This window comes from Streptomyces sp. NPDC060194 (genome assembly GCF_042728285.1).
Classification (GTDB): domain Bacteria; phylum Actinomycetota; class Actinomycetes; order Streptomycetales; family Streptomycetaceae; genus Streptomyces.
Window position 1 is genome coordinate 11,936 of record NZ_JBHWZH010000074.1, and the last position, 17,917, is coordinate 29,852.

The 17,917-nt window shown below is 72.2% G+C and carries 16 protein-coding genes; 5 read left to right on the forward strand and 11 right to left on the reverse strand.

Annotated elements, in window-relative coordinates:
- Positions 1-10: 10 nt before the first annotated feature.
- Together ACFWEG_RS17645 and ACFWEG_RS17650 are read right to left on the reverse strand one after the other, a co-directional pair.
- Positions 11-514, reverse strand: coding sequence for a cupin domain-containing protein (locus ACFWEG_RS17645; protein ID WP_387215888.1), 504 nt, complete (start codon positions 512-514; stop codon positions 11-13).
- Positions 511-1,134, reverse strand: a complete 624-nt coding sequence (locus tag ACFWEG_RS17650) for a TetR/AcrR family transcriptional regulator (RefSeq protein ID WP_387215891.1) — start codon at positions 1,132-1,134, stop codon at positions 511-513. The genes ACFWEG_RS17645 and ACFWEG_RS17650 overlap by 4 nt, the downstream gene beginning before the upstream one ends.
- A gap of 271 nt (positions 1,135-1,405) precedes the next feature.
- Here ACFWEG_RS17650 and ACFWEG_RS17655 point away from each other — a divergent pair, with 271 nt between their 5' ends.
- The 5 genes from ACFWEG_RS17655 (at position 1,406) to ACFWEG_RS17675 (ending at position 7,576) form a co-directional block, all read left to right on the forward strand.
- Positions 1,406-2,764 (forward strand): purine-cytosine permease family protein, encoded by a 1,359-nt coding sequence (locus tag ACFWEG_RS17655; RefSeq protein ID WP_387215894.1) that lies wholly within the window; start codon positions 1,406-1,408, stop codon positions 2,762-2,764.
- Between the two features lie 58 nt (positions 2,765-2,822).
- Positions 2,823-4,502: an amidohydrolase gene (locus tag ACFWEG_RS17660; protein ID WP_387215897.1), complete on the forward strand. Its 1,680-nt coding sequence runs from the start codon at positions 2,823-2,825 to the stop codon at positions 4,500-4,502.
- A 237-nt stretch (positions 4,503-4,739) separates the two neighbouring features.
- Positions 4,740-5,051, forward strand: coding sequence for a hypothetical protein (locus tag ACFWEG_RS17665; protein ID WP_387215900.1), 312 nt, complete (start codon positions 4,740-4,742; stop codon positions 5,049-5,051).
- A 509-nt stretch (positions 5,052-5,560) separates the two neighbouring features.
- Positions 5,561-6,292, forward strand: coding sequence for a hypothetical protein (locus ACFWEG_RS17670; protein WP_387215903.1), 732 nt, complete (start codon positions 5,561-5,563; stop codon positions 6,290-6,292).
- 159 nt (positions 6,293-6,451) lie between these two features.
- Positions 6,452-7,576 (forward strand): hypothetical protein, encoded by a 1,125-nt coding sequence (locus ACFWEG_RS17675; RefSeq protein WP_387215905.1) that lies wholly within the window; start codon positions 6,452-6,454, stop codon positions 7,574-7,576.
- A 266-nt stretch (positions 7,577-7,842) separates the two neighbouring features.
- On the opposite strand, the gene ACFWEG_RS17680 is transcribed toward ACFWEG_RS17675, so the two are convergent.
- From ACFWEG_RS17680 to ACFWEG_RS17720, 9 genes are all read right to left on the reverse strand, one after another.
- The gene (locus tag ACFWEG_RS17680; protein WP_387215908.1) at positions 7,843-8,529 is read right to left on the reverse strand and encodes a tetratricopeptide repeat protein; all 687 of its coding nucleotides are present in this window, start codon (positions 8,527-8,529) and stop codon (positions 7,843-7,845) included.
- A 147-nt stretch (positions 8,530-8,676) separates the two neighbouring features.
- Positions 8,677-9,489, reverse strand: a complete 813-nt coding sequence (locus tag ACFWEG_RS17685) for an ABC transporter ATP-binding protein (RefSeq protein WP_387215911.1) — start codon at positions 9,487-9,489, stop codon at positions 8,677-8,679.
- Positions 9,490-10,518 carry a FecCD family ABC transporter permease gene (locus ACFWEG_RS17690; RefSeq protein ID WP_387215931.1) on the reverse strand — a complete coding sequence of 343 codons (1,029 nt, stop codon included), beginning with the start codon at positions 10,516-10,518 and terminating at the stop codon, positions 9,490-9,492.
- A gap of 80 nt (positions 10,519-10,598) precedes the next feature.
- The gene (locus ACFWEG_RS17695) at positions 10,599-11,630 is read right to left on the reverse strand and encodes an ABC transporter substrate-binding protein (protein WP_387215914.1); all 1,032 of its coding nucleotides are present in this window, start codon (positions 11,628-11,630) and stop codon (positions 10,599-10,601) included.
- A gap of 117 nt (positions 11,631-11,747) precedes the next feature.
- Positions 11,748-12,728 (reverse strand): PLP-dependent cysteine synthase family protein, encoded by a 981-nt coding sequence (locus tag ACFWEG_RS17700; protein ID WP_387215934.1) that lies wholly within the window; start codon positions 12,726-12,728, stop codon positions 11,748-11,750.
- Positions 12,728-13,867: a histidinol-phosphate transaminase gene (hisC, locus tag ACFWEG_RS17705; RefSeq protein WP_387215917.1), complete on the reverse strand. Its 1,140-nt coding sequence runs from the start codon at positions 13,865-13,867 to the stop codon at positions 12,728-12,730. Before hisC ends, ACFWEG_RS17700 begins: the two co-directional genes overlap by 1 nt.
- Positions 13,864-15,303, reverse strand: a complete 1,440-nt coding sequence (locus ACFWEG_RS17710) for an MATE family efflux transporter (RefSeq protein WP_387215920.1) — start codon at positions 15,301-15,303, stop codon at positions 13,864-13,866. Before ACFWEG_RS17710 ends, hisC begins: the two co-directional genes overlap by 4 nt.
- A complete protein-coding gene (locus ACFWEG_RS17715; protein WP_387215923.1) occupies positions 15,300-16,280 on the reverse strand; it encodes an ornithine cyclodeaminase in 981 nt (326 codons plus the stop codon). The genes ACFWEG_RS17710 and ACFWEG_RS17715 overlap by 4 nt, the downstream gene beginning before the upstream one ends.
- A gap of 59 nt (positions 16,281-16,339) precedes the next feature.
- Positions 16,340-17,734, reverse strand: a complete 1,395-nt coding sequence (locus ACFWEG_RS17720; RefSeq protein WP_387215926.1) for an alanine racemase — start codon at positions 17,732-17,734, stop codon at positions 16,340-16,342.
- Positions 17,735-17,917: the final 183 nt, after the last annotated feature.

Here is a 17,917-nt window from a genome sequence, read left to right on the forward strand (position 1 = left end):
GTTCTCCGCCTCAGCCAAGGCCGGAGGGGCGGCAGTAGCGCCGGACCAGCTCCGCGTGCTGCGGGAAGAGCCGTGCCAGGTCCCCGGCGCGGGCGAGTGTCATGTCGGCGTAGTCGAATCCGGGCGCGACGGCTTCGCTGATCAGGCCGTGGTCCCCGTGGGTGAGGTGGGACGCCTTCCAGACGCCTCCGGGCACGGCGACGGTGAGGAGCTGGCCCTGGTCGGGGTCCTGGCCCAGGACGGCGGTGCGGTGGCTGCCGTCGGGGAGCAGGAGGTGGTAGGTGATCGGGGCGCCGTGGTGGTGGAAGTGGAGGATGTCCGAGCGGTTGAGGTGCCAGTGGCCGATCGGCGAGCGACGGGTCAGCAGGTAGTGGATGGAGGTCAGCGTGTACCGCGGGCCGGCCGGGGTGGAGACGGGGGCGCGGTGGTCGGCCTGGAACGTCCGGCGGAAGTAGCCGCCCTCGGGGTGCTCCTCCAGGCGCAGCCGCTCGATCCACTGCTCTGCCGTGGTCATGGTCTTCCTTCTCCGGCATCAGCCGATCGCGGGATCAGGGCAGCGGCCGCCGAGTGCGCGAGGGCCGTCGCCTGCGCCCGCTCCGTGCCCGACTGGCTGAGCACGACGCGGGTGCTCAGGCCGTCCAGCAGGGCCAGGAGCTGGGCGGACCGTCCGGCCACGTCGTCGACGGCGAAGGCGCCCAGGTCCACTCCCCTGGCGATCACGGCTTCCAGATCACGCTGCCAGCCTCGGTCCAACTCCTCTTGTGCAGAGCGTAGTTCGGCGTTCGTGCCGGCGCGCGCCCACAGCTCGATCCAGAGCATCCACCGCGGATCGCGAGGCCCGGCGGGGAGGTACAGGTCCACGAAGAGTTCGACCCGGCGTGCGGGCCTGACCCGGCGGGTGAGCAGCGCGGCCCGTTCCTCGGTGAGCGCGGCCTCGCTGTAGCGCAGCGCCTCGACGAGGAGCAGGTCCTTGGAGCGGAAGTAGTACAGCAGGTGCCCGCCGCTGGTTCCGAGCCGCTTCGCCAGGGAGGCCATCGTCAGGGAGGCGAGGCCGTGCTCGGCGATGACGGCCGTGGCCTCCTCGAGCGTGCGCGTGCGCAGGTCGTTGCCCGGACGCCGCTGTTCTGCCGCCATCCGTTGCCCTCCTCACCTGTCCGATCCCACCGCCGACGGCCGCCCGGTTCGGGAGCGAGCTTAGCCGGGTCGGTGCGGAGCGACTTCACCGTTGCCCCTTGACGCGGGCGGGGCGCGCGTCCATCTTGAATGGCGTTCAATATTTTTGAACGCCATTCAAACCAGTTCGGTGGCAACGAGGGGCGGCGCCATGGCGGCACGACGTGCGACGACGGACACGACCGATACGCATCCCGGGGATCTCCCCGCGACCGCGGCGGCTCGCGACAGGGTGTTTCACGTCGAGGAGCACGGCATCGACCCCGTACCGGAGTCCGGACGGCACGGCGGGGCACGGGATCTGTTCTGGCTGTGGTTCGGGTCGAACCTGACGTTCACGTACGTCATCAACGGCGCACTCGCCGTCTCGTTCGGCCTGTCCTTCTGGCAGGCGGTGCTGGTGGTCGTGCTGGGCGGGCTGACGTTCTTCGCGATCAGCGCGGCGGGCATGAGCGGGGTGCGGACGGGGACGGCGACCCTGGTGGTCTCCCGCGCCGCCTTCGGCATGCGCGGCAACTGGCCGGCCGGGCTGCTGAACTGGGTCGTCAGCATCGGCTACACGATCGTGAACACGGTGGTCGGCGTGCTCGCCGTGCAGGCCGTGCTCGCGGAGACGGGCTGGCACGGCGCGGCCGCGAAGGCCGTCGGTCTCGCGGTCACGCTGGCCCTGACCTTCGCCGTCGCGCTCTGGGGGCACGCCACGGTGCACTGGGCCGAGCGCTGGATGGCGTCCATCCTCACCGTCGGGTTCGCGGCCGTGCTGCTGTTCCTGCTGCCGGGCACGGACACGGGCGCGGCCACCGTACCGCCGGACGCCGCCGCCTGGTCGCTCGCGTTCGTCGTCGTGCTCGCCGGACCCATCAGCTACGTGCCCATGCCCGCCGACTACACGCGCTACCTGCCGACGACGACCACCCTGCGCTCGCTCACCTGGAACGGTGCGCTCGGCGGCCTCGTCCCGTCGGTGGCGCTCGGGGTCGCGGGGGCCGCGGCCGCGACCCAGGCCGACCTCACCGACGCGGTGGCCGGGACGCAGGGACTGCTGCCGGGCTGGTTCCAGCCCCTGTTCCTCGCCCTCGTGCTCGGCGGCTCCGTCACGAACTCCATCGTCACCCTCTACTCGTCGAGCCTGAACCTGCAGGTCCTGGGCATCCCCTGGTCGAGGGTGAAGGCCATCTCCATCAGCGCGGCCGTGACGGCGACCGGGTCCGCGGCGGCCCTCTTCCTCGTCGACTTCACCGAGTCCCTCCTCTCCTTCCTGTCGCTGCTGGTCATCGTGTTCGCGCCATGGGCCGGCGTCTTCCTCACCGACATGGTCCTGCGCCGCTGCCGCTACGACGCCGACGCCCTGCACACCGGGCACGCGAGCCGCTACTGGTACCGCGGCGGCTTCAACCCGCCCGGGATCGCCGCCCTGCTGGCCGGAACGGTCTTCGCGGCCCTCACCTGCGACAGCGCCCTGTGGCGCGGGCCCCTGGTCGCACCGCTCGGCGGTACGGACCTCAGCGCGCTCGGCGCCGTCGTCGCGGCGACCGTCTACGCGGTCATCGGCCGCCGGAGCGCACGCCCGTACTCCCCCGGCGTGCGCTGACCCCCGGCCGCCGCGCGCCGCCGGCACGCCCCGCACGTCCCGCACACGAAGGAACACCATGCCCTCGGCAGCTCCGACCCCCCACACACCCGCTCCGGCGGACCTCGTCCTGCGCGGTGCGCGCATCCACACCGTCGATCCGGCACACCCCGCCGCCGAGGCTCTCGCCGTCCGCGACGGACGGATCGTCTGGCTCGGTGCCGACGCGGAAGCCGACCGGTGGACCGGCCCCGGCACCCGGGTCCTGGAGGCGGGCGGGCGACTCGCCCTGCCCGGCTTCATCGACGCCCACAACCACGTCCGACTCGGCTCGGACGACGCCTGTGTCCAGCTCGCGGGCGCGGGAAGCCTGCGGGAGATCCACGCACGGATCGCGGCCTGGCTCGAACGCCACCCGGACGCCGCCTGGGTCGAGGCGGAGGCGTTCGACTACTCCGCCCTGCCCGACGGCCGGATGCCGACCGCTGCCGACCTCGACCCCGTCACCGGCGACGTTCCAGCGATCGTGCTCAGCTACGACGTGCACACCGCCTGGCTCAACTCCAAGGCGCTGGAACGGCTCGACGTGCGCCCCGACCGCACGGACCTCCCCTTCGGCAGGGCGCAGACCGACCCGGTGACGGGCGCCCCCACCGGCTTCGTCCGGGACTTCGCGGTGCGCGGCCTCTCACGGGACGGACACCGCGCCCTGCGCGAGCTCGGCGTGCCCTGGGCCTCGCCCGAGCGGCAGTACGGGCGCTTGGTGAAGTCACTCGACGACGCCGTCCGCTTCGGCATCACCACCGTCGTGGAGCCGCAGAACTCCCTGGACGACCTGGCCCTGTACGAACGGGCGAAGGCGGAAGGGCGGCTGCACTCGCGGCTGGTGGCCGCCCTGTTCCACCCCCGGGGAACCTCGGACGCCGAGCTTGACGACTTCGCCGCCGCGGCCCGCGCGCACGACGGCGACCGGATACGGGTCGGCCCGCTCAAGCTCTACATCGACGACGTGGTGGAGCCTCGCACGGCAGCCCTCCTGGAGCCCTACGCGACGGGATGCGGGGGGCACCGGGGCGAGACGTTCTACCCGCCCGAGGAGTTCGCCGAGCTGCTGACCGCGCTGGACGCCCGCGGCTTCCAGTGCTTCGTGCACGCCACCGGCGACCGCGGCATCCGGACCGTCCTGGACGCCGTCGAACAGGCCCGCTCGGTCAACGGCCCGCGCGACGCCCGCCACCAGGTCGTCCACGTCGAGTGCCTCGACCCGGCCGACGCGCCGCGCTTCGCCGAGCTCGGCGTCGTCGCCTGCATGCAGCCCCGCCACTGCGCACCGGAGATCGCCGGGCCGGGCCGGGACTGGGCGGAGAACGTCGGGGAGGGCCGCTGGCACAAGGCGTGGCCGATGCGCTCGCTCGCGACGGCCGGTGCGACGCTGGCCTTCTCCAGCGACTGGAACGTCGCCGAGATGGACCCCATGATCGGCATCTACACCGCCGTCACCCGCCGCCCCCTCGCCGGCGGCGAGGCCTGGATGCCCGAGGAGACGGTGGACGTCGCCACCGCCGTCCGCGCCTACACGATGGGGTCCGCGTACGCCAACTTCCTCGAGGACGAGCGGGGTTCCCTGTCGGTCGGCAAGGCCGCGGACTTCGTCGTCCTCTCCCGGGACATCCTGCGGATCGCCCCCGAGGACATCCCGGGGACGGTCGCCGACATCGTCGTGGTGGCCGGGGAGACGGTGCACCGGTCCGGGTCCTGACGTGTCAGGTGGAGAGACCGGTACGCGACGCGAAGCCGTACCAGGGGTCACTTGCGCACCGCATTGTTGAACGTGTTCAAATGGGGTGTGCGGTGGTCATCCCACTGCCCGTTCCGGGGGGAGAAGTGCGTGGACACACAGGTCGACACGAAGACGGCACGAGGGACGGCGGCAAGGAGCGGCTTCGTCGCTCTGCTCGTCGCACTGATGACCCTTCTCGTGTCGGGATGCACAGGGATGGGCCCGGTCCATGTCGATCCGGGCAAGCTGCCCGGGGTGTACCGGAACGACGACGCGGGTGCGGAGATCCGCCTGGACGTGGGCGGCCGGTTCACCGCCGCCGGCCTCTCCCGTGCCGACGTGGAGACGGACGGGGACACCGCCCCCCTCGGCGACGTCAGCGGCACCTGGGACGCCACCCCCTCGAACTTCGTGTACCTGGAGTCCGACGACATGGGCGACGTCCTGCTCTGGACGGTCAGTTCGGAGGAGGTGTACCTGCAACCGGACGTGGACGGACCGATCACCATGACCCTGGTCAAGGTCTGACCGACGCGGGGACATCCTGATCCAGTACGGCGGCGGCAGCCGGGCCGCCGGAACCACACGGGGAACGGGCGCGCCCAGGTGTCGGCCTGGGGCGGATTCCACGGAGGTCGTCCGCGGCGATCCGGACCGGCCGGCCCAGGGGGTGCTCGTCGCCTTCCACCGGGACGGCACGACGGTGGGGGCGGCCTACCTGGACAAGGGCGCTCGTCTCAACGGCGTCTACGTCGAGCTCCTGCGGACCTTGAAGACGCGTGGGAGCGCATCCGACCCGCCCGGTGCGGCTTCGCGCGCCGAGGCGCGTTGACGCCGCGCGCAGGACACCGCCACGGCTCCCGGATCCCCGCGATCGCACGCACGGGCCTCCCCGTGATCACGAGGCTGCCCGGGCACGCGCTTCGAAGACGCGGTACACCGTCTCGTAGCCTTCGTCCCAGTCCTCCCAGCGCGACCTGGATCCTGAGGACAGGGATCGATGCACCTCGACGTGGTGACCGGGGATGATCTGCGGCGTGACGAAAGAAGCGGACGCGGGCACCCGCGTCGACGAAGCCCGTGCGTGGGACGCCCGGTTGGGCTGGGCGTTCGGGCTGATAGCCGATGATCCCGCCGAACGGGCTGCGGCGCTGGTGCGCCTTGCCGACGCCCGGAGGAACGTGCTGGATGCTCTGAACCGGTTCAACGAGTCGTGGCGCTCGACGTCGTTGCTCGGCGGCCACGAGCAGCGGCAGGACGCCGCCTTCCGGCAGGCCCACGAAAGGTACGTCGAGGCCGCAACGCACCTGCTGCCGGACGCGCTGTGGAACCGCCCGTACGGGGACATAAGGGCATGGGCCGGTCTGCCCTACGCCCTCCTCTTCCTGGAGTGGGAGGCAAGGTATCCCCAGGCATGGACCCGGCACGCCAAGAAGTGGGGCACGAAGGAGAGCCTCCTACGGAACGTGGCGGTCGCCGACCACGACGAGGCGGTGAGGGCGAAGCTCACCGACCTGGTCGAGATCGTCGTGCAGCGGCCCTACCGCTGCAAGGACCGCGAGTACCTGCGCGTGGCCCGAGCCGTTGACAGCGAGGATCTGCGCGGCAGGCTGGAGACCGCCGCCCGGTCCGACAACCCGTGGGCACGGCGACATGCCGGCTACGTCCTCCGGCTGCTCGATCGCCCCGACGTGCCCAACACCGTCCACGTCTGGCAGAACTGGATCGCGGCCGAAGCGGGCCGCGAGACCGGTGAGCTCGCACGCTGAGGTGACGCGTTTCCCGGCCCGGAGCGCCCCGATCGGCCTCTCGGGTCATTTCGGCGGTGTCCAGGTCCTGCCCGAGTGGCCAACTCTCCGATGGCACGTTCGAAGGATGTGACCTGACCGCCCGTCCTGGATGTCAGTGCCGCCTGCTTGCATGAGCCCATGGACACCGTGCACACGACCGCCGCCCTCCTCCCGGACCCCGCCGCACTCCGCGCGCACCTGCGCGCGCTGGCCGTGCTGGACCAGGCGATCTGCCGCGACCCGCGATTCTCCCGATACTCCTTTTCCACCACCTGGGGTCCTGGGACGGAGGCGGCCCTGATGGACAACGGCTCGGGCGACGACTACTCCGTCCTCTTCACCCCGGCCGGTGCGCTCGTCCGCGGCTTCGACCACGAGTCGGAGATGAGCCCGTACGGCACGGACGACGAACAGGTCTGGCCCGGTGTCCTCGACGAGGTGCCCGCCGCGCTGCGCCCGCTCCTGGACGACCCGGCCTTCGTCGACGAGGGCCTCGGCGCCCCGCGGGTCACCGCCTGCCTGTGGTGGGAGACCGGCGGCAGCGCCTGGCGCACCGGCTCGGGCATCGAGTTCCCCTCGGGCAGCCCGGACCCGGACGGCTCCGGGCACCTCTTCCACCTCCTCACCGACCGCTCCCCCGAGGCCGTCCAGGCGCACTTCGAGGAGGACTACGGGCGGCCCGTCCCCCTCGACACCGTCCGCCATGTCCTCGCGGGTCATCCCCTGACCCCCGAAGCCGCCCGCGGCCTGAACCCGGCCGCCCTCTCCGACGAGGCCCTGCTCCGCCGGATCGCCACCGACCCCGAGGTCAAGGCGTACCTCGCCTGCGACGGCGAGTTCGACCTCACGCGGACCGACCCCATCGAGTCGATCGCCCTGCCGGCCGGTCTCCCGGTGGAGCCCGTGGCCGGCTGCAACGCGGGAGGCACCCACTACCTCTGCGGCCCGGCCGGCTCCGACCGCGCCCGCCCCGTCCTCTACACCGACTCCGAGGGCCACGCCTCCCTCATCGCGGAGTCCCTCGCCGAAGCCCTGACCCTGGCCATCGTCCTCCCCAGCTGGCACGACGCCCTGGCCGGCTTCCGTCCCCCCCTTGCTCAACGCCGACTATCTGGAGGACAACCCGGACCACCCCGAGGTCCGGGACCGCCTCCTCGCAGCCCTCCGCCTCCCCCCGGCCACCGAACCCCAGGTCCTGACCCGCCTCCTCACCACAGCCGCCCGCACCGTCCCGGACGGCTTCCTCCCCTCGGTCGAAGGTGAGGAGGACGCGGCCTTCGAACCGATGCTCCGTCTGCCGGCCGAGTAGCACAGCCCCGCCGGGTGTCGCCTTCCGGACCCGACGCACACCCCCACGGCAAAGCCGTGACCGCACTGCCCGACCGGCTGCACCCGCTCCGCGCCGGGGGTTGTTCGCGGAGACCCGCGTCACCGCCCGCGTCGGGCGTCACGTACCGCCGGGTCGTCCTCTCCATGGGCGGAGAGGGGACGACTGCCCGGCAGGTGGTCGAGGACGGCCAGTGGCGGCCTCACCATGCGGAGGGTCCACTCGACGCGCTGACGGTCTGCGGTCTCCGGAGCCGAGTCGAGGTGCAAGGAGACGGCGCGCAGGAGCCGCAGGGCGTCAGCGAGAAGACGGGGGCTCGGCCGGTGGGCGAGCACGGGGGCGACCTGGGGCGCCAGGTGGGGCCACTGCTGCTCCAGCACAGGAGGGCGGCCAACCGGACCCCTGCCGTGATGGCGTCCCGATGGGTGGGCAGGTGCGTGGTGAGCAGTTCGGCGAGCGGCCGGGCCAGGGTCTGCTCGGCGGCAGGCGCCGCGACGCCCGTCTGGATCGCGAACGCGCGGGTGAACGAGACGACCGCGTTGTCGGGCCGGCCGGAGTACGCCAGCGTCACACCGTGACCGAGCAGGCCCCAGGAGTAGTCGGCGCGGTCGGCGATCGCCCGTTCGAAGCACCGCTCGGCCTGCTGGAGGTCTCCGGCCTCCCAGTGCACACCCCTGCGGGCGAAGACTTCGGGAGCGGGAACCGCCACCTCCCGGACCGCGCGGTCGAGGCAGGCCGCCGCCTCACCGTTGCGTCCCAGCGCGTGGAGGGCCCACGCGCGGAGCGAGAACGCCCACGAATACGTGCGGAGTTCCGCAGGCGCCGGGTCCGTGAGGACGCGGTCGAGCTCGTGGAGGCACTCCTCCCTGCGGCCCATGGCCGACAGCACGCCCGCCGCCTCGTCGTGGCGGAGTAGCCGGGACAGTCACCGGGAGCGGTGGGCGTGGAACATCGCCTCCGGCGGGTCGGCGCGAACGGCTTGGTCACGCCCGAGATGCGCGGCTCGGCGCTCGGTACGTCCTGCGGGTATGCCCCTTCAACGCGCGCCGGGCGCGTCGCGGCTCCGTGTCGCTGCTCGTGGGGACGCGGCGACGTAGGTCACCCGGAGGGTGTCCGCGGCGGGCTCGCGGTCGACGATCACCTCGACGCCGTAGACGGCCTCGATGAGATCCGTGGTCAGCACGGCCTCCGGGGCGCCCGCCGCGGCGACCTGCCCGTGGTCCAGGACGACGACGTGGTCGCAGTACCGGGCGGCCAGGTTGAGGTCGTGCAGGGCGACGACACAGGTGACGTCCAATGAGGCCAGCAGGTCGAGGAGTTCGAGCTGGTGGCGGATGTCGAGGTGGTTGGTGGGTTCGTCGAGCAGGATTTCCTTCGGCTCCTGGGCCAGGGCGCGGGCGAGTTGGGTGCGCTGCCTCTCCCCTCCGGAGAGGGTGTGCCAGCTCTGGTGCTGCTTGGCGGTGATGTCGGTCCGCTGCAGCGCCGCGTCGACGATCCGGCGGTCGGACGCGGTCAGCGCGTCGAAGCGGCCGCGGAACGGGGTGCGGCCGAGCTCGACGACCTGGCGGACGGTGACGTGGTGGTGGGCGGTGACGTCCTGTTCGACGACGGCGAGCCGCCGGGCCCGCACCCGGCGGCCGAGGTCGTGCAGGGGGGTGTCGTCGAGGCGGACCGTTCCGGTGTCGGGCCGGCGCAGGCCCGCGAGCAGGCGGAGCAGCGTCGACTTCCCCGAGCCGTTGGGGCCCAGGAGGCCGACGACCCCGCCGTCCTCGGCGGCCAGGTCGATGCCGTCGAGGAGCAGGTGGCCCTTGACCGACCAGGACAGTCCGGTGGTGGTGATACGGCCCATCTAGGACTCCAGACGCTTCAGGACGAGCGCGAAGGCGGGCGCGCCCAGCAGCGCGGTGATGACTCCGGCGGGGAGTTCGTGGGGGGAGAACGCCGACCGTGCGAAGACGTCCACCCAGATCAGGAAGACCGCTCCCACGAGCGCGGACAGCGGGAGCAGGGAGCGGTGCGCGGGACCGGCCAGGATGCGCACGGCGTGCGGGACGAGCAGCCCGATGAAGCCGATCGCACCCGAGGCGGCCACAGCGGCCGCCGTCATGACGGAGGTCAGCACCATCAGCCGGACGCGGGCCGCGGTGACGTTGATCCCCAGGGCTTCGGCGGAGTCCCAGCCGAAGGTGAAGGCGTCGAGGGCCGGCGCGAGGAACAGCACGGCGACCACTCCGAGCAGGATGACCACGACGGTGAACGCGACCCCCTCCCACCGGGCGCCCGCGAGGGTGCCGAGCAGCCAGTAGGTGAAGCCGCGGGTGGAGTTGGCGTCGCCGCTGACCATGAGGACGACCGAGGTGAGCGCGGCGAAGAACTGGGACACCAGGACGCCGGTCAGCACCACGCGGGACGGACTGGACACCCGGCCTCCGCCGAGCAGGAGCAGCAGGAGGGCGAAGGAGACCAGGCCCCCGGCGAACGCTCCGGTCGACAGCGAGATGCTTCCGCCGATGCCCAGCAGGAGTACGGCCACGGCGCCCGTGGAGGCGCCGGAGGAGACTCCGAGGAGGTAGGGGTCGGCCAGGGGGTTCCTGGTCACCGCCTGCAGGACCGCGCCGGAGACCGCGAGCGCGGCGCCGACCCCGGCGGCCAGCAGGACGCGGGGGAAGCGGGACTCCCAGATCAGGGCGTCGAGGAGGCCCGGCAGCGGTGGTGAGGGGGCGAGGGATTCCAGGCCCGTGTGCCGGAGGATGGTCGAGACGACGTCCAGCGGCTGGATGTCGGCGCTGCCGAACAGGGTCGCGGTGACGACCGACGCCAGGAGCGCGCAGACGGCCGATGCGAGGAGCGCCGCCGTGGAGGCGCGCCGCCGGCGCACCGGAACCTTCCCACCGTCGGTGGTCGGGTTGCCTGTGCGCGCGGCGTCCTTGTGTGAAATCGTCGACATGGGTGGGGGGTTCAGCCGAGCTTCTTCAGTCCGTCGACCAGCGCGGGCACCGCGGACGCGCTGCCGTAGCCGGGGTCCATGTGGGAGCCGGGGAGGGTGACGAACCGGTTGTTCTTCACCGCGTCGAGGTTGCGGGTGAGGGGGTCCTTCTTCAGCAGCGCGATCTTCTCCTTCGCGGTGTCGTTGGGCTCGCCGCGGGTGAGGTCGGCGAGGATGATGACGTCGGGGTTGCGCGCGGCGGTCTCGTCCCAACTGACTTCGGCCCATTTGGACTTGGCGTCGTCGTAGATGTTCTCGATACCCACCAGCTCCGAGATGTGCTGCGGAAGCCCGCCGGGACCGGCGGCCCAGGGAGTGCCCTCGAAGGTGGAGTAGAACCACATCGCCTTCAGCGGCTCGTCCGGCTTACCGGCCTCGGCGACGGCCTTGTCGACGACGGCCTTCTGCTCGTCCGCCAGCTTGTCCCCGGCCTCGGGGACGCCCATGATCCTGCCGAGGCGCCGGTACTCCTCGAACAGCAGGTCGAAGTCGGCGTCCGCCACGGCCTCGTGGTAGGTGCAGTCGAACTCGGTCAGGTAGGTCGGCACCCCGAGCTTGTGCAGTTCCTTGCGGTCACCGGCCTCCTCCTTGGTGAGGAAGCTCGCGAACGAGCTGTAGACGAGGTCCGGTTGGGCTTCGAGCAGCTTCTCGTGCTTGACCGTGTCCCCCTTCGCCGACAGCTGCGGGATCTTCGCGTACGTCCCGGCGATGTCGGCCGGCACCTCCTCGATCCGGTAGCCCGTGCCGGCGATCCGGTCGCCGACGCCCAGCCGGATGAGGATCTCCGCGGCGGTCTGGTTCAGGGTGACGACCTTCTGCGGCGCGGACTCGTACGCGACCTCGGTGCCGCAGTTGTCGAGCGTGAACGGGTAGGCCGTCGAGTCCTTGTTCTCGGCCCCGGCCTTGTCGTCGGTCCTGGCGGCGTCCGAGGACGAGTCGTCCGTGCCGCAGCCCGCGACCGTGAGTGCCACGAGGGCGGTGAGCGTTGCGGTGATCTTCTTCATTTTCCTTGCTCGCAATGTGTAGGTCCGCACGTCGGAGGTGCGGCGCGGTAATGCGCGGGGTATCGGCCGGGCCGGTCCGGCGCGGGTGCGGTCGGTCGCGGGGAGGGGCGGGTGCCGCTACCGCAGCATCGCGCCGAGCCGGTGGGCGACCTGCTCGTCGAAGAGGCCGTTGGCGGCCATCCAGTCGTCGTTGAACACGGTGTCGAGGTACTTGTCGCCGCCGTCGCAGACCAGCACGACGACGGTGGTCCCGCGCCCCGCCTCCGCCGCCCGCTCCAGGGCCCGGTAGACCACTCCGCCCGCCGAACCGCCGATGAGGACACCGGTGTTGCGGGCCAGGTAGCGGCAGGTCTCGAAGGCCTCGGCGTCGCTGACCTTGAGCCCCTCGTCGAACACCTCGTAGTCGACGACGCAGCCGATCTCCGAGCCCTCGGGCGTGCCGGTGCCGGACTGGTGGTAGGGCCCGCCCTTGCCGCCGAAGACGACGGAGCCCTCCGGCTCGACGCCGACGACCTTCAGCCCGGGGATGCGCTCGCGCAGGACCCGGCCGGTGCCGCAGAGCGAACCGCCGGTGCCGACGGCCCCGTAGAGGTAGTCGATCCCGTCACCGAGGTCGTCGTGGAGCTCGCGGGCGAGCGGGCGGTAGCCGCCCGGGTTGCCCGGGTTGCGGTGCTGGGCCGTCCAGTACGCCCCGTGCTCGGCCGCGAGCCGCTCGGCGGTCGTGTCGCGTTCGGCCGTGGCCAGGCCGCCGTCGCTCCCGGCGACGTTGAGGATGTCGGCGCCGTAGGCGCGCATGCCGCGCAGTTTGTCGACGCTGGAGTGGTTGTCCACCACGGCGGTGAACTTGTACCCGCGTTCGGCGGCGATCAGGGCGAGGCCGAGTCCGGTGTTGCCGGAGGTCGACTCGACCAGCCACCCGCCGGGCTCCAGCAGACCCGCCCGCTCGGCCTCGTCGACCATGTTCCGGGCCATCCGGATCTTGGCGGTGCCGGTGGGGTTGAACTGCTCCAGCTTCAGCAGCACCCTCCCGGAACCCTCCGCGACGCACAGCTCCAGCAGGGGCGTGCGGCCTATCAGGTCGGTCACCCTGCTCCCGATCACGACTCCCCCTCCGCGCAGATCTCGGTCAGGCACCGCACGAACACGTCGTTCTCCCCGGGCGACGACAGGGAGGCCCGGACGTAGCTCTCGTATCCGGGCTCGCGCCACGCCTTGACGATGACACCGGAGCGGTGCAGCTCCCGGGCGACCTCGTCGGAGGGGCGGCCGGTGTCGACGAACAGGAAGTTCGTCGAGGACGGGGCCACGCGCAGTCCCGCGTCCCGCAGCAGGGCGGAGACCCTGGATATCTCCAGTGCCGTCCGCCGGACGGTGTCCGCCAGGTGCGCGTGGTCGCCCAGCGCCGCCACGGCGGCGTCCTGCGCCGGCTGGTTGACGTTGTACGGGGTGCGGACCCGATCCAGGGCCTGGGCCAGCGAGGCGTCCGAGGCGATGCCGTAACCCACCCGCAGGCCCGCCAGACCGTAGGCCTTGGAGAAGGTGCGCAGCACGATCCACGGCCTGTCGTGGCCGCGCAGGACCTCCAGGGCGTCGGGGTAGTCGGGGTCGATCCGGGCGTACTCCCCGTAGGCCTCGTCGAGGACGAGCAGGGCGGAGATGGGGACGGCGGCCAGGACTTGCTCCAGCTCGCCGGCGGCGAGCACGGCCCCGGTGGGGTTGCACGGGTTGGCGAGGAAGACGAGCTTCGGGCCGGCGGCCAGCGCGTCGCGCCAGGCGGCGGCGTCGAACCCGAATCCGGGCGTGGCCCGCACCTTGACGACGCGGGCGCCCGCCACCCGGGGGAAGATCTCGTGCAGGGCGAAGCCGGGTGACTGGGTGACCACCAGGTCGCCGGGGTCGAGCACGGCCCGGCAGAGCAGCTCAAGCAGGTTCTCGGAGCCGTTGCCCAGGACGACGTGCCCGGCGGGCACGTCCAGGCTCGTCCCGATGGCCGCGGCCAGCCGTTTGCCGGTGGGGTCGGGGTACCGGGAGATCCCGCCGGCCACACTGCGGCGCACCGCCTCGGCGGCCGCGGGCGAGACGCCGTACGGGCTCTCGTTGTTGGACAGTTTGATCACGCGGCCGCCGCTGAGGGCGGTCACCTCGTCGGGGTCCGCTCCGGGGTCGTAGAGCGGGAGGCGGGCCACCTCGGCGCGCACGAGGGGTGCGGGGACGGCCGGTAGGAGGACGGGGTTCATGAGGGCGGCTCCGATGGGGGGACGGATGCTTCCGGCGTCTCCCGGCGCAGGCGGTCGACGCGGCGCAGGAACGCGGTCAGCAGGATGGCGGCGGTGGCGGCGAGGCCGAGGGTCTGGCCGATCCAGACGCCCTCGACGCCCTGGCCCGCGGTGACGCCGAGCAGGTAGCCGGCGGGCAGGCCGATCAGCCAGTACCCGACCAGGGAGATCCGGAAGGGGCCCGCGGTGTCGCCGACGCCGCGCAGGATTCCGTTGCCGATGTTCTGCACGGCGTCGAAGACCTGCATCAGCGCGGCGATCAGCAGCCCGGTCACGGTGAGCGCGACGACACCCGAGTCCTCGGCGTGCTCGGCGGAGAGGAACAGCGACACGATCGGTTCGGGGACGGTCAGGTACAACACGGCGATCAGCAGCGTCGCGACCACGCCCAAGGCGGTTGCCAGGAGGCCCGTCCGGCGGGCGGTGGCGTGGTCCCGGCGGCCGCCGGCCTCGCTGATGTGGATCGACGCCGCGTGGGAGAGGCCGGCGGAGATCATGAAGACGATGTAGACGATCTGGTTGAGCACCGTCTGCGCCGCCAGGGCGTCCACCCCCAGGGTTCCGACGACCAGGGTGAGGACGCTGAAGAAGCCGGCCTCCGAGGCGTAGGTGCCCGAGATCGGCAGGCCGAGCCGCCAGACGGAGCGGACCGCGTCCCCGTTCCAGCGCCGTGCCTCGGGCGCGGTGAGGTAGGGGCGCAGGACGCCGTCGCGCAGGACCGCGGCGACGAACGCCGCGAACGACAGGGCGAACACCGTGACGGTGGCGATGGCGACCCCGACGAACCCGAACTCCGGCAGTCCGAACGTGCCGTGGATCAGGGCGTAGTTGAGGCCGATGGTGACACCCACCGAGGCCAGCGTGATAGCCAGCAGCGGGCCGGGGCGCGTGAGGCCGGTGGTGAAGTGCCGCAGGTTCTGGAACCACAGGCAGGGCAGCATGCCCGGCGCGAGGACGAGCAGGAAGTCGCCCGCCTTGTCGACGACCTCCGGGTCCTGGCCGAGCAGGATCAGCAGGGGGCCGACCGCCAGCAGCGCCGCGCAGAACACCACGCCGCAGACGGTCGCCCAGAAGAACCCGGCGAAGAGCAGCGCGCCGATCCGCTCCTGCTCGCCCCGCACCCGCGCCTCCGCCACGAGGTTGCCGACGCCGGTGACCAGCCCGGTCCCGGTGGTGCGCAGCTGGTTGAACAGGGCGATGGCGAGACCCGCGGCCGCGATCTCGACCGCGCCGAGCCGGCCCAGCATCACGATGTCCACGGTGGTCAGCGCGACGTAGGCGAAGTTGGTGAGGACCAGCGGGAACGCGAGCTCGAGCAGCGCCCGCGAGGTGCCGACCCGCCGGCCGGCGCCGGAGCCCGTCGTGTCGGGCCTGCCGGTGGTGCGGGTGTCGCTCACCAGAAGTCGACCTTGTCCCCGCGTCCGGCCGCCAGCGCCAGGTCGGCCATGTACCGGCCCAGCGCGGCGTCGGTGACCGCCATGCCGCTGTTGTAGGCGAAGACCACGTCGTCCGGCGTGCGCCGGGCGGGGGCGCGGCCGAGCAGGATGTCCGGCAACTGGGCGTCGATGGGCGGCAGTTCGCCGTTCTCGTCCCGCAGGTCGTCGGCGGTGGCGTGCATCTGGGCGGTGTCGGTGGCGATCCGGTAGTCGGCGCCCCGGCACACCTCGGCGTCCACGCCGTACCCGAGGAGCACGGCGACGGAGCCCGGCTTCATCGCGTCGCGCCGGACCTCCTCGGTGACGGAGAGCCCGGCGGCGCCGACCACGACGTCCGCCTCGCCGGCGGCCTGGCGGAGGTCCTTCACGATCTCGACCTCGCGGCCCGGCACGCTGTCCTGGACGGCCCTCAGCCCCTCGGGATAGGTGCCGAACACCTGCAGGCGCTCCAGATCCGGCAGTGCGGCCACCAGCATCGGCAGCGCGCTCCGCGCCTGGACGCCGGTGCCGACCACCAGGGCGGTGCGCGCGTCCGGGCAGGCCTCGCGGGCGAACAGCGCGGTGGTGGCCGAGGACCGCAGCGGGCCGAGCTTCACCACGTCCATCAGCGCGACGGGCGCGCCGGTGGCGTCGTCGGCGAGGAACACGAAGGAGTGGAAGCGGTAGTCGTCCCGGCTGCGGCGGGGGTCGAACTCGTAGACGGCCTTGAAGCAGACGGTGTCGCTTCCCGCGTCCCTGGCCACCATCGAATAGCTGAGCGAGCGGTGCCCGGGTCCTTCGATGACCGTCTTGACCGGGTTGTCGGAGCCCTGCTCGCGCAGGGCACGGTAGGCGCGCTCGACGACGGCGATCACCTGCCGGTGGTCGAGGTCGAGGCCTTCCTGGGCCGACTGCGGGAGCAGCCACAACTGCCCGGGCGGGGCGTAGCTCTGGGGCACGGGGGTCTCCGTTTCGTGTGTACGGGAGGGGTGCGTCGGGGTGCGTGCGAGGACGCGGGTCAGACGCCGTCGAGGCGCCAACGCGGCGGAGTGCCGCCGTCACCGAGCCTGAGGACGGCCTTCAGGGGCAGCGCGGCGTCGTGGAACGGTGACTCGTTGGAGTCCATCTGGTAGCCGGCGGTGTTGAGGTAGACCAGGTGGTCACCGCGGCGGACGGGCCGCGGGAAGCCGATCTTCCGCCAGGTCACCATGTCGCTCTCCAGGCAGGTCGAGCCCGCGACGCACGCCGGGAACAGTTCGTCGCCGACGGGCTCGGCGGACATCAGCAACGGGTCGGGAAGGTAGTCGCTGCCGAACCACTGCTCGGAGAGGCTGAAGCTGCTGCCCGCGACGGTGACGATCGCGTACCCGTCGGCGTCCCGGCGGTCGTCGACCTGCTGCACGCGGAAGAGCGTGAATCCGGCCTGGTCGAGGAGGGCCCGTCCGGGCTCGACGACGAAGCGGATGCCGTGGCGTCGCGCCTTCCCCGACAGCCGTTCCGCGCCGTCGACCGGGTGGGCCATGATCGCGCGCACCGCCTGTGAGGCGGTCCGCCCGCCGTAGGGGTAGAAGTCCTGGAAGTCCCTGGCCCCGTGGTACTGGGACGGCTCGTCCTGCTCGACGAACCCCTGCCAGAGACGGGGTTCGACGTAGCGGACCGGCAAACCCCCGCCGATGTCCACGAGTTGCGCGGTGGGCGAGCCGCGCCGCCGGGCGTCGAGGCAGTGCTCGATCATCTCGTTCGCCGCGGTCGCCCGCTCCTCGGCGCCGTAGCCGGCGAGGTGGAAGGAGAACCCGTGGAGCGCGACGTGGTCGGCGAGTTCCGCGCACAACCCCACCGCCGCCTCGCGTTCGGCGGCGGACAGCCCGAAGCGGCTGCCCGGTTGGACGGCCGTGCGGGACCGCAGCAGCACCCGGGCCCGCCGTCCTGCGCGGCGCGCCGTCGCGGCGAGCCGGCGGAGTTCGCTCACGGAGTCGACGGCGACCAGGCAGTCGTGCTGGACGACGAGGGCGTGCAGCGCGTCGTCCTTCTCCGGGCCGGAGATCCCGATGCGGTGTCCGGGGACTCCCCCGGCGAGCGCCTTGACCAGTTCGGGGGCGCCGGAGGCGTCGATCCCGATCCCGAGGGCAGCGGCCGACCTCACGAAGCAGTCCGCCTTGTTCGCCTTCTTGGCGAACAGGATGTCCGCGTCGGCGCCCGCGGCGGCCAACGCCTGCCGGAGGCGGGCGACGTTCTCCTCGAACACCTCCGGCAGCATGACGTGCAGCGGCGACCCCAGCCCTTCCGACAGGTCGGCCAGCAGGTCCCGGTGGTCGGCCAGGAGCGTGGAGACCACGGGATGCCGAAGGGCGGTGAGCGCGAAGGGTCGAGCGCCGCCCGCAGAGGGGGCCGGCGCCGATGGCGAGCTGGGCATGCAGTACTTCTATACGAAGATGACAGCCATTTTCAATAGTGGTCGGCACATCTCCGCTGTCCATCGGGCGCGAACCGGTGCAATGAACACAAGCCGGTCACCCCCAAGGGCTGTCCGCGGGCCGCGCCCGCCGCATCGCCGTCGGCCGGGGCACGGCACGCCCGTGCGGCCGGGGCCGCTGAG